The 17,281-nt window shown below is 73.6% G+C and carries 20 protein-coding genes and 1 pseudogene; 7 read left to right on the top strand and 14 right to left on the bottom strand.

Features of this window, described 5'->3' with window-relative positions; translation table 11 throughout:
- Positions 1-238: 238 nt before the first annotated feature.
- The 3 genes and pseudogenes from BLW04_RS29675 to BLW04_RS15400 form a co-directional block, all read left to right on the top strand.
- Positions 239-478 (top strand): annotated as a pseudogene (locus tag BLW04_RS29675) (MFS transporter); the annotation flags it as partial.
- A 16-nt stretch (positions 479-494) separates the two neighbouring features.
- Positions 495-779: a hypothetical protein gene (locus BLW04_RS15405; RefSeq protein ID WP_091542995.1), complete on the top strand. Its 285-nt coding sequence runs from the start codon at positions 495-497 to the stop codon at positions 777-779.
- A complete protein-coding gene (locus BLW04_RS15400) occupies positions 779-1,078 on the top strand; it encodes an MFS transporter (protein ID WP_139306859.1) in 300 nt (99 codons plus the stop codon). Before BLW04_RS15405 ends, BLW04_RS15400 begins: the two co-directional genes overlap by 1 nt.
- On the opposite strand, the gene BLW04_RS15395 is transcribed toward BLW04_RS15400, so the two are convergent.
- Both BLW04_RS15395 and BLW04_RS26810 read right to left on the bottom strand, forming a co-directional pair.
- On the bottom strand, positions 1,053-1,382 hold the full coding sequence (locus BLW04_RS15395) for a hypothetical protein (protein ID WP_091542991.1): 330 nt from the start codon (positions 1,380-1,382) through the stop codon (positions 1,053-1,055). The two genes, BLW04_RS15400 and BLW04_RS15395, sit on opposite strands and share 26 nt — an antisense overlap.
- A 10-nt stretch (positions 1,383-1,392) precedes the next feature.
- Entirely contained in the window at positions 1,393-1,563 is a 171-nt protein-coding gene (locus tag BLW04_RS26810) for a hypothetical protein (protein ID WP_175484070.1), read from the bottom strand.
- Here BLW04_RS26810 and BLW04_RS15390 point away from each other — a divergent pair.
- Entirely contained in the window at positions 1,562-3,265 is a 1,704-nt protein-coding gene (locus BLW04_RS15390; RefSeq protein WP_091542990.1) for an AMP-binding protein, read from the top strand. The two genes, BLW04_RS26810 and BLW04_RS15390, sit on opposite strands and share 2 nt — an antisense overlap.
- 72 nt (positions 3,266-3,337) lie before the next feature.
- On the opposite strand, the gene BLW04_RS15385 is transcribed toward BLW04_RS15390, so the two are convergent.
- The 3 genes from BLW04_RS15385 to BLW04_RS15375 form a co-directional block, all read right to left on the bottom strand.
- Complete coding sequence (locus BLW04_RS15385) at positions 3,338-4,270, bottom strand: vWA domain-containing protein (RefSeq protein WP_254781619.1); 933 nt, start codon at positions 4,268-4,270, stop codon at positions 3,338-3,340.
- Positions 4,271-4,404: 134 nt separating this feature from the next.
- Complete coding sequence (locus tag BLW04_RS15380; protein WP_254781617.1) at positions 4,405-5,307, bottom strand: AAA family ATPase; 903 nt, start codon at positions 5,305-5,307, stop codon at positions 4,405-4,407.
- 112 nt (positions 5,308-5,419) lie between these two features.
- Positions 5,420-6,550 carry an NDMA-dependent alcohol dehydrogenase gene (locus BLW04_RS15375; protein ID WP_217631062.1) on the bottom strand — a complete coding sequence of 377 codons (1,131 nt, stop codon included), beginning with the start codon at positions 6,548-6,550 and terminating at the stop codon, positions 5,420-5,422.
- Between the two features lie 221 nt (positions 6,551-6,771).
- Between BLW04_RS15375 and BLW04_RS15370 the strand changes: the two genes are divergently transcribed.
- Positions 6,772-7,131 (top strand): hypothetical protein, encoded by a 360-nt coding sequence (locus BLW04_RS15370; RefSeq protein WP_091542984.1) that lies wholly within the window; start codon positions 6,772-6,774, stop codon positions 7,129-7,131.
- Between the two features lie 19 nt (positions 7,132-7,150).
- Here BLW04_RS15370 and BLW04_RS15365 read toward each other — a convergent pair whose 3' ends face one another.
- From BLW04_RS15365 to BLW04_RS15340, 6 genes are all read right to left on the bottom strand, one after another.
- Positions 7,151-7,618, bottom strand: a complete 468-nt coding sequence (locus BLW04_RS15365; RefSeq protein ID WP_091542981.1) for a hypothetical protein — start codon at positions 7,616-7,618, stop codon at positions 7,151-7,153.
- On the bottom strand, positions 7,618-8,082 hold the full coding sequence (locus BLW04_RS15360; protein WP_217631061.1) for a cupredoxin domain-containing protein: 465 nt from the start codon (positions 8,080-8,082) through the stop codon (positions 7,618-7,620). Before BLW04_RS15360 ends, BLW04_RS15365 begins: the two co-directional genes overlap by 1 nt.
- 79 nt (positions 8,083-8,161) lie before the next feature.
- Positions 8,162-8,722 carry a hypothetical protein gene (locus tag BLW04_RS15355; RefSeq protein ID WP_091542978.1) on the bottom strand — a complete coding sequence of 187 codons (561 nt, stop codon included), beginning with the start codon at positions 8,720-8,722 and terminating at the stop codon, positions 8,162-8,164.
- A 46-nt stretch (positions 8,723-8,768) separates the two neighbouring features.
- A complete protein-coding gene (locus BLW04_RS15350) occupies positions 8,769-9,320 on the bottom strand; it encodes a class F sortase (RefSeq protein WP_217631060.1) in 552 nt (183 codons plus the stop codon).
- Positions 9,321-9,384: 64 nt separating this feature from the next.
- Positions 9,385-9,843: a hypothetical protein gene (locus BLW04_RS15345; RefSeq protein WP_091542972.1), complete on the bottom strand. Its 459-nt coding sequence runs from the start codon at positions 9,841-9,843 to the stop codon at positions 9,385-9,387.
- A gap of 33 nt (positions 9,844-9,876) precedes the next feature.
- On the bottom strand, positions 9,877-11,478 hold the full coding sequence (locus BLW04_RS15340) for a GGDEF domain-containing protein (RefSeq protein ID WP_091542970.1): 1,602 nt from the start codon (positions 11,476-11,478) through the stop codon (positions 9,877-9,879).
- Positions 11,479-11,619: 141 nt separating this feature from the next.
- Between BLW04_RS15340 and BLW04_RS15335 the strand changes: the two genes are divergently transcribed.
- Together BLW04_RS15335 and BLW04_RS15330 are read left to right on the top strand one after the other, a co-directional pair.
- Entirely contained in the window at positions 11,620-13,125 is a 1,506-nt protein-coding gene (locus tag BLW04_RS15335) for a bifunctional 3-(3-hydroxy-phenyl)propionate/3-hydroxycinnamic acid hydroxylase (RefSeq protein WP_091542968.1), read from the top strand.
- A 41-nt stretch (positions 13,126-13,166) separates the two neighbouring features.
- Positions 13,167-14,378 carry a cysteine desulfurase-like protein gene (locus BLW04_RS15330; protein WP_091542966.1) on the top strand — a complete coding sequence of 404 codons (1,212 nt, stop codon included), beginning with the start codon at positions 13,167-13,169 and terminating at the stop codon, positions 14,376-14,378.
- Here the strand turns inward: BLW04_RS15330 and BLW04_RS15325 are convergent.
- The 3 genes from BLW04_RS15325 to BLW04_RS15315 all read right to left on the bottom strand — a co-directional run bounded on the left by BLW04_RS15325 (position 14,353) and on the right by BLW04_RS15315 (position 17,255).
- Entirely contained in the window at positions 14,353-14,817 is a 465-nt protein-coding gene (locus tag BLW04_RS15325; protein WP_091542964.1) for an SRPBCC family protein, read from the bottom strand. The two genes, BLW04_RS15330 and BLW04_RS15325, sit on opposite strands and share 26 nt — an antisense overlap.
- Positions 14,818-14,828: 11 nt before the next feature.
- A complete protein-coding gene (locus BLW04_RS15320; protein ID WP_091542962.1) occupies positions 14,829-15,566 on the bottom strand; it encodes a mycothiol-dependent nitroreductase Rv2466c family protein in 738 nt (245 codons plus the stop codon).
- A 141-nt stretch (positions 15,567-15,707) separates the two neighbouring features.
- Positions 15,708-17,255 (bottom strand): HNH endonuclease signature motif containing protein, encoded by a 1,548-nt coding sequence (locus tag BLW04_RS15315; RefSeq protein ID WP_091542959.1) that lies wholly within the window; start codon positions 17,253-17,255, stop codon positions 15,708-15,710.
- Between the last annotated feature and the right edge of the window lie 26 nt (positions 17,256-17,281).

Raw genomic sequence — 17,281 nt, 5'->3', positions numbered from 1 at the left:
GAACAGGCAGGCGAGACTGACACCGGAGCTCCTGGTGAGGGCGGGAGGCGTAGACACCCATCCGCCTACCAGGAGCTCCCTCACATCACCGGCAGCACACGCCGACCACTAACCACACAAGTTTGAAGACGCTCTCTGAGCAGCGCCGCCTACGGGCTGGGCGCCGGCCTGTTCTTCGTCGGCTACTTGTTCTTCGAGGTGCCGAGCAACCTCGCCCTGCACAAGGTGGCGCCCGGCTGTGGATCGCCCGGATCATGCTCACCTGGGGCTGGTCGCCTCGGCCACCGCGTTCGTGCGGGGCGAGGTCAGTTTCTACGTCGTCCGGGTGCTGCTGGGCATCGCCGAGGCCGGCTTCTTCCCCGGCGCGCTGCTCTACCTCACCTACTGGGTTCCGCGGGCGCAGCGCGCACGGATTGTCGCGCTCACCTTCCTGGCCGTGCCGCTGGCCTCGGTGATCGGCGGCCCGCTGTCCACGCTGCTGCTCGGGCGAGGGGTTGTTCGGCTTCGACGCCGGCTGGCGGGCGATGTTCTTACTCGAGGGGCTGCCGGCGATCGTGCTCGGCGTCATCGTCCTGCTCCTGCTGCCGAATCGGCCCAGCTCCGCCCGGTGGCTCACCGCCGCCGAGAGCATGGCGCTGGAGCAGCACCTCGCCGCGGAGGGCGCCGAGCAGGTGGGCCGTGAGGTGCCCACCCGCGAGGCGCTGACGAACCCCAAGGTGGTCGCGCTGAGCCCGGTCTACTTCGCCGCCGCGCTGTACATGGACTCCCGCTGCTGGTGATGGTCTGCATCACCGTCTGCGCCGTCGGGGTGTACGCCGCGATCCTGGTCTTCTGGCAGTTGCCCACCGCGCTGCTGTCCGGCGTCGGGGCGGCCGCAGGCATCGCGCTGGTCAACTCCTTCGGCAACCTCGCCGGGTTCGCCGTCCCCTACCTGACCGGCTGGCTGGAGGACCTCACCGGCAGCTTCCGGACCGGGCTGTGGGTGGTCGCCGTGCTGATGGTCGCGGCCGAGCTGATCGCGCTGCGCTACGGGCCCCGCCGCCAGGCCGAGGTCAACCGGCCAGGGACGGTCCGTTGAGGTCGATGGCCCGGTCGTAGGCGACCTGGCGGGCGGCGCTGAACCGCTCGTGCCAGTCGGGGGCGCCGTCGGGGATCTCGTCGATGACGGACTCCCCGATGACCCGGCTCTCCCCGGAGGGCAGTCGCGCGACCTTCCGCACCACGACCCGGGTCCGACCCCCCACGGCTTCGTGCGCGTCCTCCCACCGGGCGGCCGCCTCCGCGGCCGGCCACTGGCGTGACGCCCGCCCCAGCCAGGCCTGCCAGCCGACCACGACGACCACGACCAGGACGGCGAGGAACACCACGTCGATCAGGACCATGGAAACCGCCTCACTGCCCGGTGACGGAGAACCCGGTACCCGGCGCGTACGTGGTCACGCCGGACGGCAGCGACTTGAGGATGTCGATCCACCGGGGCTGGCGGTGGGGCGCCCGGCGGGGCAGCATCCTCAGCGGTCCGGCACCGCCGCCGGTCCGCTTCCCCAGGAGGTCTCCCCGCATGTCCGAGAGCGCGGCCGCCCAGGCCTATCGCGCCGCCCGTGACCAGCTGCTCGCCCTGCGGGAAGACCACGCGAAGGCGGTCGCGGAGTTTCGCTGGCCGGAGATCGAGGGCCCGTTCAACTGGGCGGTCGACTGGTTCGACGGCTACGCCCGGGGCAACGAGGGCATTGCGCTGTGGCTGGCCGAGGCCGACGGCTCGCACACGAAGGCCACCTTCGCCGAGATGTCCCGTCGGTCGGACCAGGTCGCCGGCTGGCTGCGGTCGGTCGGGGTGGCGAAGGGCGACCGCGTCGTCCTGATGCTCGGCAACCAGGTCGAGCTGTGGGAGTCGATGCTGGCGGTGATGAAGCTCGGTGCTGTGATCGTGCCGACCACCACCGCGCTGGGGCCGGCGGATCTGGTCGACCGGATCGAGCGCGGCGGCGCGAAGCACGTGGTGGCCAACGCCGCCGACACGGTGAAGTTCGACGCCGTTCCCGGCGAGTACAGCCGGATCGCCGTCGGCGACGCGCCGGAGGGCTGGCTGGCCTACCGCGACGCGGCACAGGCCGAGGACACCCCGCCCGGGCATCCGGGGACGACGGCGACCGACCCGCTGTTGCTGTACTTCACCAGCGGCACGACCAGCCGGCCCAAGCTCGTCGAGCACACCCAGGTCAGCTACCCGGTGGGCCACCTGACCACGATGTACTGGCTGGGCCTGCAGCCCGGCGACGTGCACCTCAACGTCAGCTCACCCGGCTGGGCCAAGCACGCCTGGAGCTGCTTCTTCGCCCCGTGGATCGCCGAGGCGACCATCTACCTCTACAACTACACGCGCTTCGACGCCTCGGCGCTGCTGGACCGTATCCGCATCGACGAGATCACCACGTTCTGCGCGCCGCCCACGGTGTGGCGGATGCTCATCCAGGCCGACCTCACCGGCGGCTCCGGTTCGCTGCGGGAGGTCGCGGCGGCCGGTGAGCCGTTGAACCCGGAGGTCATCGAGCAGGTCCGCGCGGCCTGGGGGATGACCCTGCGCGACGGGTTCGGGCAGACCGAGACCACTGCCTCGGTGGGCAACACGCCGGGGTCGCCGGTGAAGCCCGGCTCGATGGGCCGGGCCCTGCCCGGGGTGCCCGTCGTCCTGGTCGACCCGATCAGCGGCCGGCCCGGCGCCGAGGGGGAGATCTGCCTGGACCTCTCCGCGCACCCGCTCACGCTGATGACCGGCTACCAGGGCGATCCCGAGCGGCACGCCGAGGCGATGGCCGGCGGCTGGTACCACACCGGGGACGTCGCGAGCCGGGATTCCGACGGCTACATCACCTACGTGGGGCGCACCGACGACGTCTTCAAGGCCAGCGACTACAAGATCAGTCCGTTCGAGCTGGAGAACGTGCTGATCGAGCACCCCGCGGTCACCGAGGCGGCCGTCGTCCCGGCGCCGGACCCGGTGCGGGCCGCCGTCCCGAAGGCGTACGTGACCCTGGCCGCCGGCTGGGAGCCCACCGCGGAGACCGCCCGGTCGATCCTGGCCCACGCCCGGGCCCACCTGGCGCCGTTCCTGCGGGTGCGCAAGATCGAGTTCGCCGAGCTGCCCAAGACCATCTCCGGGAAGATCCGCCGGGTGGAGCTGCGCCAGCGCGAGGAGCAACTCGCCGCGGGGGGCGGCAGCCCGACCGAGTTCAGCGACACCGACTTCCCCGACCTCCGCACTTGAGAAAGGACCCCCTCCTGGGTCCCCCCGTTCGCTCGGGGATGCCCTGGAGGGGGCCAATCAAGGAGAGGCCGCTCAGTCGAGCAGGGTGCGGACGGCGGACGGCGCCTGGGACGGCGAGTGCAGCGGCGCGCTGCGGCCACCGCCGGCCGCGGCGAGGGCGGCGCAGTTGGCCACCGACTCGGGGTCCGCGGACAGCGTGAGCACGTGCAGCCGGGTCCCGGCGCGGGCCAGCGCAGCAGCGGCCGGGCGCGGGTCGGGGCTGTCGGTGGGCATGCCGTCGGACAGCAGCAGGACGTCGCGGGCCGCCGTCCTGGTGCGGGCCAGCTGCTCCGCAGCAGTGCGCAGGGCCAGGTCGAGGTCGGTGGTGCCGCCGCCGGCCAGGTCGAACAGCCGGTCCACAACGACCTCGGGGCGGGGCTGCGCGGACAACGGTTGGAGCAGCACCGCGGTCGACCAGAACGCGGCCACCGCCAGCTCGTCGCCGGGCCGCATCCGCTGGGCCAGCGCGGCCGCGGTCAGCACCGCCGCGGCCAACTCGTCACCGGCGACCGAGCCGGAGGCGTCGACCAACAGCACGCAGGCCCGGCCGGTGGCCCGCCAACTGCGCGTATGCAGGTGCTCGGCCCGCCAGTGCGGCTCGGCACCCCGCGCGGCCAGCGTCGCGTCCAGGTCGAGATCGGCGCCGGTGGGGTCGCGGCGCGTGACCACCCGGCGGCTGCCGGACCGGTCCGGCACACCGGTGCGCGGGGGGCCGACCGGCAGCCGGGCGGCCAGCGCGCGGGCGGCTGTGCGCAGGGCGGGATCGAAGGCCCGCCCCAGGGCGGTGACCAGCCGGAGCGCGGCGTCGGGATCCCGGCCGGCGAGATCGGCGAGCGCCGCCTCGTCCAGCTCACCGGCCCGCGGGCTGACCTGGGCGAACTCGGGGTGCGCCCGGGACAGCTCGTCCCGGCCGGCGCGGCGGGCCCGCTGGTCCCGGAGCAGCTGCTCGACGTCCTCGGCGTCCACGACCGGGGCCGGCTGGGGCGGCCGCCGGCCCGGCGGGTCCGCCAGCCCGGCACCCTCCTGTCGGGGCCCGGGCAGTCCAGGGGGATCGGCCGGCGGGGTTCTCCCGCCCGGGTCGGCGTCCGCCGACTCGGGCGTCAGGCTTTTCCCAGCTCCCCACCGGCCCGCCGCCAGATGTCGACCACGACGTGCTCGACCGGCCGGGTGACGCCGTCTGCGAGGGTGACCTTGCCGGTGAGCGCGGCCAGGGCGGCGTCCTCACCCACCTCGTCGTCCACCCCGTCCCGGCCCCGGACGACGGCCAGCTCCCCGGCGATGAGCACCGTGTCGATGGCGCCGCGCACCGAGGAGCCGATTCGCAGCTCGGCGTGGTCGCGGGTGATCCGCACGGCCCGCACGGCGTGGGCCACCAGGTCGGCCGGCCCGCCGGTGGCCGTGGTGACGACGGCGCGTTCGGCGTCCTCCTCCTGGTAGCCCATGGCGACCCGGCAGGACCGGTCGTAGAGGGCCGGGCTGATCCGGGCGGTGCCCACGGCGTCGAAGGGGTTCATCGCCGCCACCAGCCGGAACGTGGGCCGGGCCGGCACCCGGCCGTACCGCGGCACGTGCATCTCCCGCTCGGACAGCACGCCGAGCAGGACGTTCATCGTCTCCTCGGGAACGCGGTTGAACTCCTCGACGTAGAGCAGCGCGCCCTCGGTCATCGCCCGGGTGAGCGGGCCGGGCACGAAGTTCTCCGGCCGGTAGTCCTCGGTGAGCACCCGGGAGGCGTCGTGGTGCCCGACCAGCCGGGTAGGGGTCAGCTCCGCGTTGCCCTCGACCAGGACCAGCGGGACGCCGGTGCCGTCGGCCAGGGCGCGCAGCAGGGTCGTCTTGCCGGTGCCCGGCGGGCCCTCGAGGACGACGTTGCGGCCGGCCGACAGCGCCGCGGCGACCACCTCCGCCTCGCGCACCCGGGCCACGACCCGCTCGCGGGCGGTGCGCACCATGCCCACGGCGTCCAGCCGGGCGGCGTCGGGGCGGGCGGGTGCGGCGGTCATCGGCTCCTCGTCGGGCGGGCGGGCGTCCGGGGACCAGCGGTCTGGCCCCCGGGCGCGGCCCCGTCCCGGGTCCCGCCCTAGCTTGCGAAGGGGTGGGGAGGACGGGTCCTTTTCAGTCGTAGATGATGACGCCGCGGATGTTCTTACCCGCGTGCATGTCCTCGTAGCCCTGCTGGATCTCGTCGAGCTTGTAACGCTTGGTGATCAGCTCGTCGAGCTTGAGCTTGCCCTCCTGGTAGAGCCGCAGCATCTTCAGGATGTCGGTGTGCGGGTTCGAATCACCGAACAGCGCGCCCTTGATCTCCTTGGCGAACAGCGTCAGCTCGCCGACGGAGATCGGGATGCCGGACTGATCGGTGATGTCCCCGAGGCCGGTGACGATGACGACGCCCGCTTTGCGGACCGCCTGGAACGCCTGGGCCACGTGCGCACCGGTGGTGACGCCGATCGTCACGATCGCCTTGTCCGCGCCCTGGCCGTTGGTGACGCTCTTGGCGAACTCGTTGGCCTCCTCGATGCTGGAGAAGGTCTCCGTCGCCCCGAACTCCCGGGCCTTCTCCAGCTTGAAGGCCACCGGGTCCACGGCGATGACGTGGCTGGCCCCGGCGTGCGCCGCGCCCTGGACGGCGTTGATGCCGATGCCGCCGATCCCCATGATGATGACCGTCTCGCCCGGCTCCACCTTGGCGGCGGTCACCGAGGAGCCCCAGCCGGTGCCGACGCCACAGCCGGTCAGGCAGGCGACGTCCAGGGGGATGTCCTTGTCGATCTTGACCGCGGAGTCGGCGCTGACCGTGGTGACCTCCGCGAAAGTGCCCAGGCCGCACATCTGCCCGACTGCGGTGCCGTCCGCCATGGTGAAGCGGAAGCTCTCCGGGTCGTCGAACCGGGCGCCGACCAGCAGTCCGGCGCCCAGGTCGCAGAGGTAGGACATGCCGCTGGCACACCACCGGCACTTGCCGCAGGCGGGGAGGAAGGAGAAGACGACGTGGTCGCCCTCCTCGAACCCGGGGGTGTTCTCCCCCACCTTCATCACCACGCCGGCGCCCTCGTGGCCGCCGGCCATCGGGTAGTGGGCGACCGGGATGTCGCCGGTGGCCAGGTGGTCGTCGGAGTGGCACATGCCCGACGCGGCGAGCTTGACCTGGATCTCGCCGGAACGGGGGTCGTCGGAGACGAGGTCGACGACCTCGAACTTGCCGGGGGCCGAACGCATGATCGCGCCGCGCGTCTTCACAGGCACAGGTGATCCTCCTGGTCGCCCTCATCGGTGAGGGCATCGATGGCGTGCGCCGGGGAGCGCAGTCCTCCCGCACGTTATGGCACGGGTCACACCCGTGGGAGTGCCTGCAACGTACGCCCGCTGCGGTGCAACCATGCAGCCGAGTGGCGGGCGCCCCGGCCCGCTGATTGGTTGGACCCCCGGTCCCGCGCAGCCCGTGCGCCACGTCTCCAGGAGAACCCGTGCCCTCGCTCACCTCGCTCGTCGGCGCCGCCACCGCCGGTTACTCCCTCGCGCTGATCGCCGCCCCGAAGGTCCTGATCAAGCCCTGCGGGCTGGAGGACTCGGCGGGCACCCGGACGCTGACCCGGGCGATCGGTGCCCGGGACACCGCGATCGGGCTGGCGATGATCGCCGCGCCGGCCGGGCGCGCCCGCCAGCTGGCCACCGCCGCCCGGGTGGTCGCCGACTGGAGCGACGCGGCCGTGTTCGGTGCCGGGCTGGCCGGCCGGGGGACGCGCACCAAGGTCGTCGGCTTCGCCGCCGCCTGGGGCGCGCTCTCGCTGCTGGCCGGCGTCCTGGACGAGCGCGCCGGCCGCTGACCGGTCCGAGCCGGCGGGACTACCGCAGGCCGGCGAGGCGTACGGGCGCGGGCCGGTGCCTGTCCGTCGCCGTCCGGGGGCGTCCCAGCAGCGCCGATACCGCCGCCGCGACGGCCACGGTCTCGCTTCCCACCGACAGGACGCCCAGCGGCTCCCACCAGTTGCCCAGGTCATCGCCCAGCAGCGGGAAGGCGACCAGCCGGGTCGCGGCGTAGCCCAGGACCGCGAGACCACAGGTGCCGACCGCGAGGACGTAGAGGACGGCGGGGTCACGGAACCAGATCGTCGCCGCGATGGCCAGGCAGCCGGCGCTGAGCACCACGAACAGCACCCCCATGTAGGGCGCCTCGGCCAGGTGCGGGGCGATGACCGGCAGGTGGGCGGTGCCCGCGACCAGCGCGGCCGCAGCCACGACCCACCGCTGCCCCTGCCGGCGGCTGTCGACCAGGGACGACGGCAGGCGTCGTCCCTGGTCGGTGGCGCGCATCACCGCACGACCAGGACACCGTGCATGTTCGAGTGGTACGTGCAGTGGAAGGCGTAGGTCCCCGGGGTCGTGGGCGCGGTGACGGTGCCCGTGTCGTCGGCGGTCACCTGCGCGTCGAAGGCGTTGCCCTCGTCGGCCGTGACGGTGTGCTTCTCGCCGTCCATGTTCATGACCTCGATCATCGCGCCCGGGCTCACCGTGGCGGGGGTCTCGTAGGCGAAGTCCTTGATGTGGATGACCGCCACGGCCGACGACGGGGCGGCCGAGGCGGACGCCGTCGGCGCGGTGGCCGCTGAACTGGCCGCTGAACTGGCCGCTGAACTGGCCGTCGAGCCGGCAGCGGTGGCCGCCGCGTCCCCCGAGGTCTCGGATGAGCCGCACGCGGCCATCAGGCCCAGCGCCAGTCCGCAGAGCGCCGAGCGGGCGGCGCGCTTTCTCCCCTGTCCACCACGTCGATCGGTCATTTCGGATCCACTCCCCGTCCGGTCGTGCGTTGTGAGGTGCCTGCGGGCCGTCGCCGGGTCGGCAACGGCGTGCTGGTGCTCATTCGTGGCCGGTCCAGCAGCCGAGGACGACGGAGGCGATCTCGTAGGCGAAGTCGCTGCGGCGCTGGCCGTTGTCCCCGAACTCGGCAGGGAGGTCCGTGGCGTCGACGGTGAGCGTCATGGCGTCCTTGATCACCACCACGGTGCCGGTCGTCGTCGCGTACGCGCGTTCGCCGAGGCCGGGGGCGGGCGCGGTCTCGCCGAGCTCCGGCTGCCGGCTCTCGAAGTACTCCCCGGCCGCCGCCGTGGTCGGCGATTCCTTGACCGACAGGACCATCGGCCCCATCGGGAGCTGGTAGGTGCAGGTGTAGAGCTGGTCGACCCAGGTGGAGTCGGTGGCCGGCGGCTCAGGCAACGAGAGCGCCCGGGCCACGTCCCCGCGGACGTCGTCGCCGCAGATCATGGCGGCGGTCTCGGACGGCGGTTCGTCGGCGGCTGGCGTCGACGCTGCTACCGCGTCCGGCGCCGCGGCCGGCTGGGTGGCGGCGTCGGCTCCGGCGCAGCCGCCCAGGAGAAGCGGGACGGCGATGAGGCAGGCGCGCCACTGGCGGGTCCGCATGGGGACTCCTCTCTGTGGATGACCGGGCGGTGGACACCCGGATGCGTCACGCCGGGTGGCTGGAGACGAGGGAGGCGTAGACGACGATGTTGTCGAGATAGTTGCGCGTGCTCGAGTCGAACGCGCCCCCGCAGGTGATCAACCGCAGCTCGGCCCGGTCGGTGTTGCCGTACACCTCGAGGGTCGGGAACGAGTCCTTGGGATAGGACGCGACCCGGTCGACCTGGAAGACCGCTGCCGTGCCGTCGGCGCGGGTGACGGTGATCTGGTCCCCGGCACGCAGCGCCCCGAGGTCGAAGAAGATCCCGGGCCCGTACTCGGCGGAGTCCACGTGACCGAGCAGGACCGCCGGCCCGACCTCCCCGGGGGTGGGTGAGTAGCGGAACCAGCCGGCCTGCGAGTCCTTGGCCAGCGGCGGTACCTCGACGGTGTCGTCGGGCTGCAGGCCGAGGTCGAGCAGGTCGGAGGACACCCCGATCGCTGGGACCTCGAGGTGGGTGGGGGCGGAGGCGGGCAGCAGCAGCCCCTGGGTCGCCGGGGGTTGCTGCTGCCCGCCGGGATCGGCGGCTGGTGGGACGGTCGCCGGCGGTGCCGGCACTCCCGTCGACGCGGCGGATGGCGCTGCTCGGTACCGGACATCAGTCGTCAGTCACCCGGTCCGGTCAGCCCTGGACAGCAGACCGACGACGCAGCGCCAGTCCTCCGGCCACGGCACCGGCGGCGAGCAGGCCACCGCCCAGCGCGAGCAGCCCCTGGTCCTCGACGCCGGCGGTGCTGCCACCACCGGTCGCGGCCGAGCCGGGCGGCATGCTGGACATCTGCGACGCCTTCAGCGCCCCGCACAGCGCCGGCGAGGTGGCCGCCAGGGGCAGTGACGGGACGAGGTCGCTGGGCTTGGCCTGGGCCGCCGCCGACAGGGTCGCCGGGTCCAGCCCGTGGACGACGACGACCGCGGTGCCCGCCTTCACGGAGGCCAGCGTCGCGGCGTCCAGGTCGAAGGTGCGGTTGTACTCGAAGGACGCGCCCGAGGGCGCGACGGTCAGCGTGGTCCCGGCCGCGGGGCTGGTGTCACCGGAGGTGGTCTTAAACCACCCCTTCGGGGGTTTGTGTTCCGGCCGCACGACGTCGGGCGCGAACTCGACCGACCCGGGGGATCAGTCGCGGCTGACGACCCGGTCGCGGCCCTGGCGCTTGGCCCGGTACAGCCGGGCGTCGGCCCGGCTGAGCAGGGGAGCCGGATCCGGGGTGTTGACCTCGTGGCTGCCGGTGGCGCCGATGCTCACGGTCACGGCAAGCGGGCAGGAACCGGCCAGCCCGGCCCAGGGCTGTGACCGCACCGACCGGCGCACGTCCTCCGGCATGCCCACCGCGCCGGCCGGGTCTCCGCCGACCAGGACGAGCAGGAACTCCTCCCCGCCCATCCGGGCGGCGAACGAGCCGCCGTCCCCGTCGTCGGCCGCCGACGCGGCGGCCTCCAGCAGCCCGGCCACGATGCGCAGCACCTGGTCGCCCACCTCGTGCGAGAAGGTGTCGTTGACCTTCTTGAAATGGTCGAGGTCGAGCAGCGCGAGCGTGACCGGCACCGCGTGCTGGACCCCGTGCTGCAGCAGGCGCGGCAGCTCCTCGTCGACGTAGCGCCGGTTGTACAGGCCGGTCAGCGGGTCGCGCAGTGACAGCTCGCGGTACCGCCGGGTCTGCCGCCGGGCCTCGCTGGTCTCGTACATCGCCCGCAGCGCCTGGGCCCGGGCGTCCCGCTGGTCGGACTGCAGCTGCAGGACGTCGCGGCTGTAGACCTTGTGCTCTTCGAAGGCCGCCTGGAAATGTTCGGCGGCGGCGTGCAGCTCGGCCTGCTCGCGGCGCGCGTGCACCCGGATGGTGCCCAGGCCGAGCTCCTCGCAGGTGCGCACGCAGGCGTCGAGGGAGATCTGCGCCTCCTCGAGCCGGCCGAGCCGGCGCAGCACCTCGGCGAGGGTGAGCAGGGAGTCCGCGCCCCGGTCGCCGTCCGGCGAGGCGTCCAGCAGCTCGGGCCGCAGGCCGGGCCGCAGCACCTCCTCGGCCTCGGCCAGGCGGCCGAGCCCCATCAGCGCGCGAGCGATGGTGTCCAGCCGGCCGACGTGCAGGGTCATGCCGTGCTCGTCCGCGAGCCTCTGCAGCCGCGTGCTGAAGCCGAGCGCCGCGTCGAAGTGACCGGTCAGCGCCTCGAAGTAGGCGCGGTTGTTGAGCGCCACGAGCTGGCGGTCGAGGTCGCCGAGGTCCTCGGCCAGCCGCAGGACCTCCGGATAGCGCTCCCGCGCTCCCACCTCGTCGCCGTTCAGGCACAGGCAGTCGGCCAGCCGGACGAGGTGGTCGATGCGCAGCGCGGGCCGTGCGTCGTGGCCGAGCAGGTCGACGGCGCGTACGGAGTGCTCGAGCGCCTGGGACAGGTCGCCCAGGTCCATGAACACGCCCTGCAGGACGTAGTGGCTGCGGGCCAGCAGGTACCGGGAGTTGTTCCCGGTTGCCCAGGTGAACACCTCCTGCGCGAGCCGGCCGCCTTCGGCCAGCTCGCCGCACCGCTGCAGCACCTCGGCCCGAACCAGCTGGGCGCGCAGCTCGAGCTCGGGGAGCCCCAGCTCGCGGGCCTCGGCCAGCGCCAGCAGCGCGCGGTCCCCGGCGCCGTCCCGGTCGAAGCGGGGCAGGGTCTCCAGCTCGTCGATCTCCCGGGTCAGCGCGGCGATCGCGGCGGCGGGGGCACTGCCCAGGGCACGGAGCGGCACGTCGGGGACCTCCCCCGCTGCCCGTACCGCCGTCGTCGCCACACCCCCTCAACGACACCTGGGTCGGCGTCTTGAGGTCCGGACCTCCTCGGTCACCCGCCCGGGTGAGCGGCCGGCGCGCCGGCGGGCAGACTCGGCGCCGTGACGGTGGTGGTCGTGGGCGCCGGCCCGGTCGGGGTGGCCGCCGCGCTGCTGCTGGCCCGGCGGGGCGTCGACGTCCTGGTGCTCGACCGGCACGCCGCCGTCTACCCCCAGCCGCGCGCGGTGCACCTGGACGACGAGTCGCTGCGCGTCCTGCAAGCCGCCGGCGTCGCCGACGCCTTCGCCGCGGTCAGCCGGCCGATGGCCGGGCTGCGGCTACTGGACGGCGCGCACCGCACGCTGGTCGAGTTCCGGCGCGGGCCGGGCGTGCACGGCTGGCCGCAGGCGTCGATGTTCACCCAGCCCGACCTCGAGGCGCTGATGCGCGCGGAGCTGGCCGGCGAGCCCCGGGCCCGGCTGCGCGGCGGCTGCGAGCTGTTGCACGTGGAACAACGGGACGGATCGGTCCGGGTGGTCCTCCGGGACCTGGCCACCCGCGAGGACGAGGAGGTCGACGCCGACGCGGTGCTCGGCTGCGACGGGGCGAACAGCACGGTGCGGCGGCTGATCGGCGCGCGGATGCGCGACCTCGGCCCGACCGAGCGGTGGCTCGTCGTCGACCTCGAGTCGGTGGAGCCGCTGGACGTCTGGCCCGGTGTGCACCAGGTCTGCGACCCGGCTCGCCCGGCCACGTTCATGCCGGTGGCCGGCAGCCGGTACCGGGCGGAGTTTCGGCTGGCGGACGACGAGACCGCCGCCGACCTGGACCTCCCGGTGCAACTCGCCTGCTTCGGCGCCGCGGGCGCCCAGGTGGTGCGGACCGCCGAGTACTCCTACGCGGCCCAGGTCGCCGACCGCTGGCGGAACGGGCGGGTGCTGCTGTGCGGCGACGCCGCCCACCTCACCCCGCCGTTCATCGGGCAGGGCCTGGGCCTGGGGCTGCGCGACGCCCACCAGCTCGCCTGGAAGCTCGCCGCCGTGCTGGCCGGCGGGGACGAGGAATTGCTGGACACCCACCAGGCCGAGCGGGCGCCGCACGCCGCGGCGCTGATCCGGGTCGCCGTCCTGCTCGGCCGGCTGATGACCGGCGGGGGACGCGGCGCGGCCGTCGTCCGCCGGCTGGCGCTCGGGAGGGTGCGCCGATTGCCCGGGCTCTCGGACTTCACGCTGGGCAGCCGGACCCCGCCGCTGCGCCGCGGCCGGCTGGTGCGCCGTCCCCGGTTCGTCCCCGGGTCGCCGGTGGGTGCCCTGGTCCCGCAGCCGACGGTTGCGGTGGACGGCATGCGCGTCCGGCTGGACGACGTCCTCGGCGAGGGCTGGGCGGTGCTGACCGCCGGCGGGCCCGTCCCGGCGCTGGCCGACGCGGCCGGGGTCCGGGTGCTGCGGCTCGGCGACGGGCCGGGGGAGCTGGCCTGCCCGGAGCTGGTGCGCTGGCTGCGCGGGCGATCGGTGCTGGTGCGGCCGGACCGGATCGTTGCCGCGGCCACCCCGTCGTTCCCGGCGATCATGGCGCGGCGGTGGCGACGTCCCGCCCGGTCGCGACGCGTCGCCACCGACACACCATGATCGACGCGAGCAGTACCCCTGACCGAGCCCCCGGGAGAGCCATGAGCTTCGACGTCACTGCTGTCCGCGCCCACTTCCCGGCCCTGGCCGCCGGGGCGGCGCACTTCGACGGACCGGGCGGGTCGCAGGTGCCGGACGTGGTCGCCGCTGCCGTCGCCGCCACGATGACCGCGCCGATGGCCAACCGCGGCCAGGTCACCCAGGCCGAGCGGAACGCCGACGCGGTGGTGCTCGCGGCCCGGGCGGCCGTGGCCGACCTGGTGGACGGCGATGCCGGCGGGGTCGTGTTCGGCCGCAGCGCCACGTCTCTCACCTACGACTTCGCCCGCGTGCTGTCGGCCGGGTGGGGCCCCGGTGACGAGGTGGTGGTGACCCGGCTGGAGCACGACGCCAACATCCGTCCCTGGGTTCAGGCCGCCGCGGCCCGGGGCGCAACCGTCCGGTGGGCGGAGTTCGACCCGGCGACCGGCGAGCTCGACCCGTCGACGGTGGGCGCGCTGCTGTCCGAGCGGACCCGGCTGGTGGCCGTCACCGGCGCCTCGAACCTGATCGGCACCCGACCCGACCTGCCCGCCATCACCGCGCTCGCGCACGCGGCCGGTGCCTGGACCTGGGTGGACGGCGTGCACCTCATCGCGCACGCGATGGTCGACGTCGCCGCGCTGGGGGCGGACTTCTTCGCCTGCTCGCCGTACAAGTTCCTCGGCCCGCACTGCGGCTGCGTCATCGCCTCCCCGGCGCTGCTGGAGACGCTGCACCCGGACAAGCTGCTGCCCTCGACCGACGCCGTCCCGGAGCGGTTCGAGGTGGGCACGCTGCCCTACGAGCTGCTGGCCGGCACGACCGCGGCGATCGACTTCCTCGCCAGCCTCGGCGGCGGCGGGCCGCGCCGGGCCGGGCTGGAGACGGCGATGGACGCGATCGAGGCGCACGAGGACCGGCTGCGCGAGCGGATCGAGGGCGGCGTCCGCAACCTGCCGGGGGTGACCGTGTGGTCGCGCGCGGAGCGGCGGACGCCGACCCTGCTGCTCACCTTCGCCGACCAGGACGCCGCCGACGCCTACCGTTTCCTCGCCGAGCGAGGGGTCAACGCACCCGCGGGGTCGTTCTACGCGCTGGAGGCCTCCCGCTGGCTCGGCCTGGGTGACACCGGCGGGCTGCGCATCGGGCTCGCGCCGTACAACAACGACGCGGACGTCGACCGGCTGCTGGCCGGGCTGGCGGAATTCAGCCGGACTCGGCGATCCGCTTGATCGTCGCGAGGGTCACCGGGATGCCCTCGTGCGCGGCCCTGGTGCGGTCCTCGATCTGCCGCTGGGCGTCCTCGCCGTAGCGCTCGGCGAAGAACTCCTGGCCGGCCGGGAGGAACTCCCAGGACTCGGTCAGCTCGGTGCCGCCCTCGACCGGGGCGAAGGTGAAGCCCCAGCGCACCAGCCGGCCGCCGACCAGCCAGGCGAACTCCCTCCCGCGGTCGGCGGCCACCACCTGGCTGCGGGTCTCCCAGCTCCGCCCGGGTACCTCGTTGCGGCCAGTGAACCAGGCGCCCACCTCGGCGGACTGCCCCTCGTCCCACCAGCAGGTGGTGCAGATCGGGCTCCACTCCCCGGTGCGGGGCACGTCGGACACCAGGTCGTAGAGGGCCTCAGGCGACGAGCGGACGACGATCGAACCGGAATGGGTGAGGTTGTCCATGGGGGGAGTCTCTACTTCTTGAGCCGCCGACTGCCGCCGTGCCAGTCCTCGGTGACCCCGACCTCGTCCACGTCCACGCCGAGCCCGCGCAGTTGCGGGCGCTCGCGCAGGCTCCGCTTGAGCTCGGCGAAACCCGGGAAACCGGCCAGCCCGACGACGTGGTCCCACAGCCGGACGGCGTCCTCCTCGGCGGGCAGCCGGCTGATGACCGGCCCGAAGAAGGCCACGCCGGTGGGTGGCTGGAAGTGGATGATCGGCGTGCCGACGTCCTTGCCGGTCAGCGACAGGGCTTCGTCGGTCTCGGCCTGGACGACCTGGTCCAGGGATGCGTCGTCCAGCGCGTCGACGAGGTCCGCGGGGAGGCCGGCCTCGGCCAGTGCCGGTGAGACGAACTCTGGGGTGCCCCGGCGTTCCCGCGCGCCGGGAGTCTGCTCGGTCTCCACGGGGGCGTCGAAGATGCGCTGTCCCAGGGCGGTGTAAAGGGTGCCCACTGCCTCCCGGCCGTGCTCGGCGCGGGTCCGGGCGGCCACCCGCAGCAGCCGGAGCCCGGACGTGTGGCCGGCCTCGTACTCGGGCGGGAACTGGGCGTCGTAGTCGACGTGTGCGTTGATCAGCCGCAGCGAGATGAAGCGCCAGTCGACCGCGTAGTCGCGCTGCGCCATGACGCGGTGCACCCAGCGACTGGTCAACCAGGCGAACGGGCACACCGGATCGAAGTAAAAGTTGATGTCTGCATCGGCCTCGACCATGGGTCGAGGCTAGCGGCAGGCGCATCTCGCGGATCGGCCGAGCTGTCAGCTGAGTCCTGACGGTGGGATGGCGACATGGGTGACCCGATGTCACCCGTGGGTCGTCTGGCGTCGCGGATGTTCCCGAGGGCAGACCTCGGGTCAGAACGACGGTAGGTCACCGTCGTGGGCAGGTGCTGTCACGGCGGCTGTCACGGGTGGAGCGGTGCCCGGTGGTCGGGTGGTCCTGGTGATCCCGGAGGGGGTGGTCACCGATAGCACGCCATCTGGGGTCATGGCGAAGTGCCAGCCGCGGGCGTGGGTCTTGATCCGATGGTGTCGCCGACACAGGCAGCACAGATTGGTGCAGTCGGTGTTCCCGCCCGCGCCGTGCGGAACGACGTGGTCCGGGTCGGTGCAGGCCGCGGGCCGGCGGCAACCGGGATGCCGGCAGCCCCCGTCGCGGGCCTTCACCCAGCGCCGCTGGGCGGGCGTGGGTTCGTAGCGGTCGGTGCGCGGTGGCCGGTCGACCAGTGAGCAGGTGCAGGCGGTGTCGGGGTGGTCGGTGCATCCCCGGCGGGCCAGCCGTCGCAGCTGTGCGTGGGTGACCGTGGCGCGTAGGGCGCCGGTGGCCGGGTCGACCAGACTGACGCCCACGCTGCCGCCGGCCGGAGCCTGTAGACCGCCCGGGCACAGGGCGTCCAGCTCGTGCAGCAGGTCGCGCAGGTGGGCTGCGGTGATCGGGTGCCCGCTGACCGACCCGCACTCCTCGACGTCACCGGCACCAGGACCACCCAGAGATCCGAGAGGCGCCACCACGGTGATGTGCGCGGTGACCGGCTCCCGGGAGGTGTCCCAGGGTCGGAGGATCAGGTCGGCGGCCACCAGAGTCCGCAGTTGCCCGATGGGTCGGGTGTCTCCGTCGGCCTTCCACGTGCGGGCGTAGGAGTCGACGGCGTCGCGGCAGGCGACGGCAACGTCGACGGGCAGGTCCAGAACGAACTCGGCCATCCCGTCGCGGACGTTGCGGATACGGGTGTCAGCCAGTTTCTCGGCGCGCTTGCGGCGCCGGTCGGCCGCGGCGGCGTCCAGTTCCACGAGGGCTGCGGCGGTGCGCTCCTGCAGCCGTCCAGGGGTCTCACCGTCGAGGGCCCAGCCGAGTGCTCGGGTCTCCACCGCAGCGACGATGTCGGGGTCCACCTCGGGGGCCTGCCACCCAAGCGCTTTGGCGATGGCCCGCGCCCGGGTGACGTCGATCCGCCCGTCGGCCAGGGCTTCCCAGGTGGTGGGCAGCTGTTCGGTGAGGACCAGGGCGGTGTCGGCCAGGGTGTGTGCCCGGGTCGGTGAACAGCCCAACACCACAGCCAGCTCGTCGACGAAGAACTCCGTCACCCCGGCGAATGTCCGCGCCGGCACCCATCCCTCGGCCTTCCCGCCCGGGTCGTCAGGGGTCAGATCCCACAGGTCGGGGCGCTGGTCGGCCAGTTGCTTCACCACGGCCAACTGGTAGGCATCCAACTGGGCCTTCATCTGCTCCACCAACGACAGCTCAGCCGCGCAGCGGGCACCGTCGAAGGTCGAGGGCTGAACCAGCTCGGTCAACCGCACCGGCCGCCGGGTGACACCGGCCGGCCGCGGCGGCCACTCCGGCGCAGCGGGCAGCGACGGCCCGACGCTCAGCGCCAGACTCCACTCGCCCGTGACCTCCATGCCACGAAGCTAGGGCAGGGGTCCGA

It is taken from the genome of Modestobacter sp. DSM 44400, assembly GCF_900107175.1.
Classification (GTDB): Bacteria; Actinomycetota; Actinomycetes; order Mycobacteriales; family Geodermatophilaceae; genus Modestobacter.
Note: the sequence above shows the minus strand (reverse complement) of the source record. Positions and strands in the feature narration are given on the sequence as shown.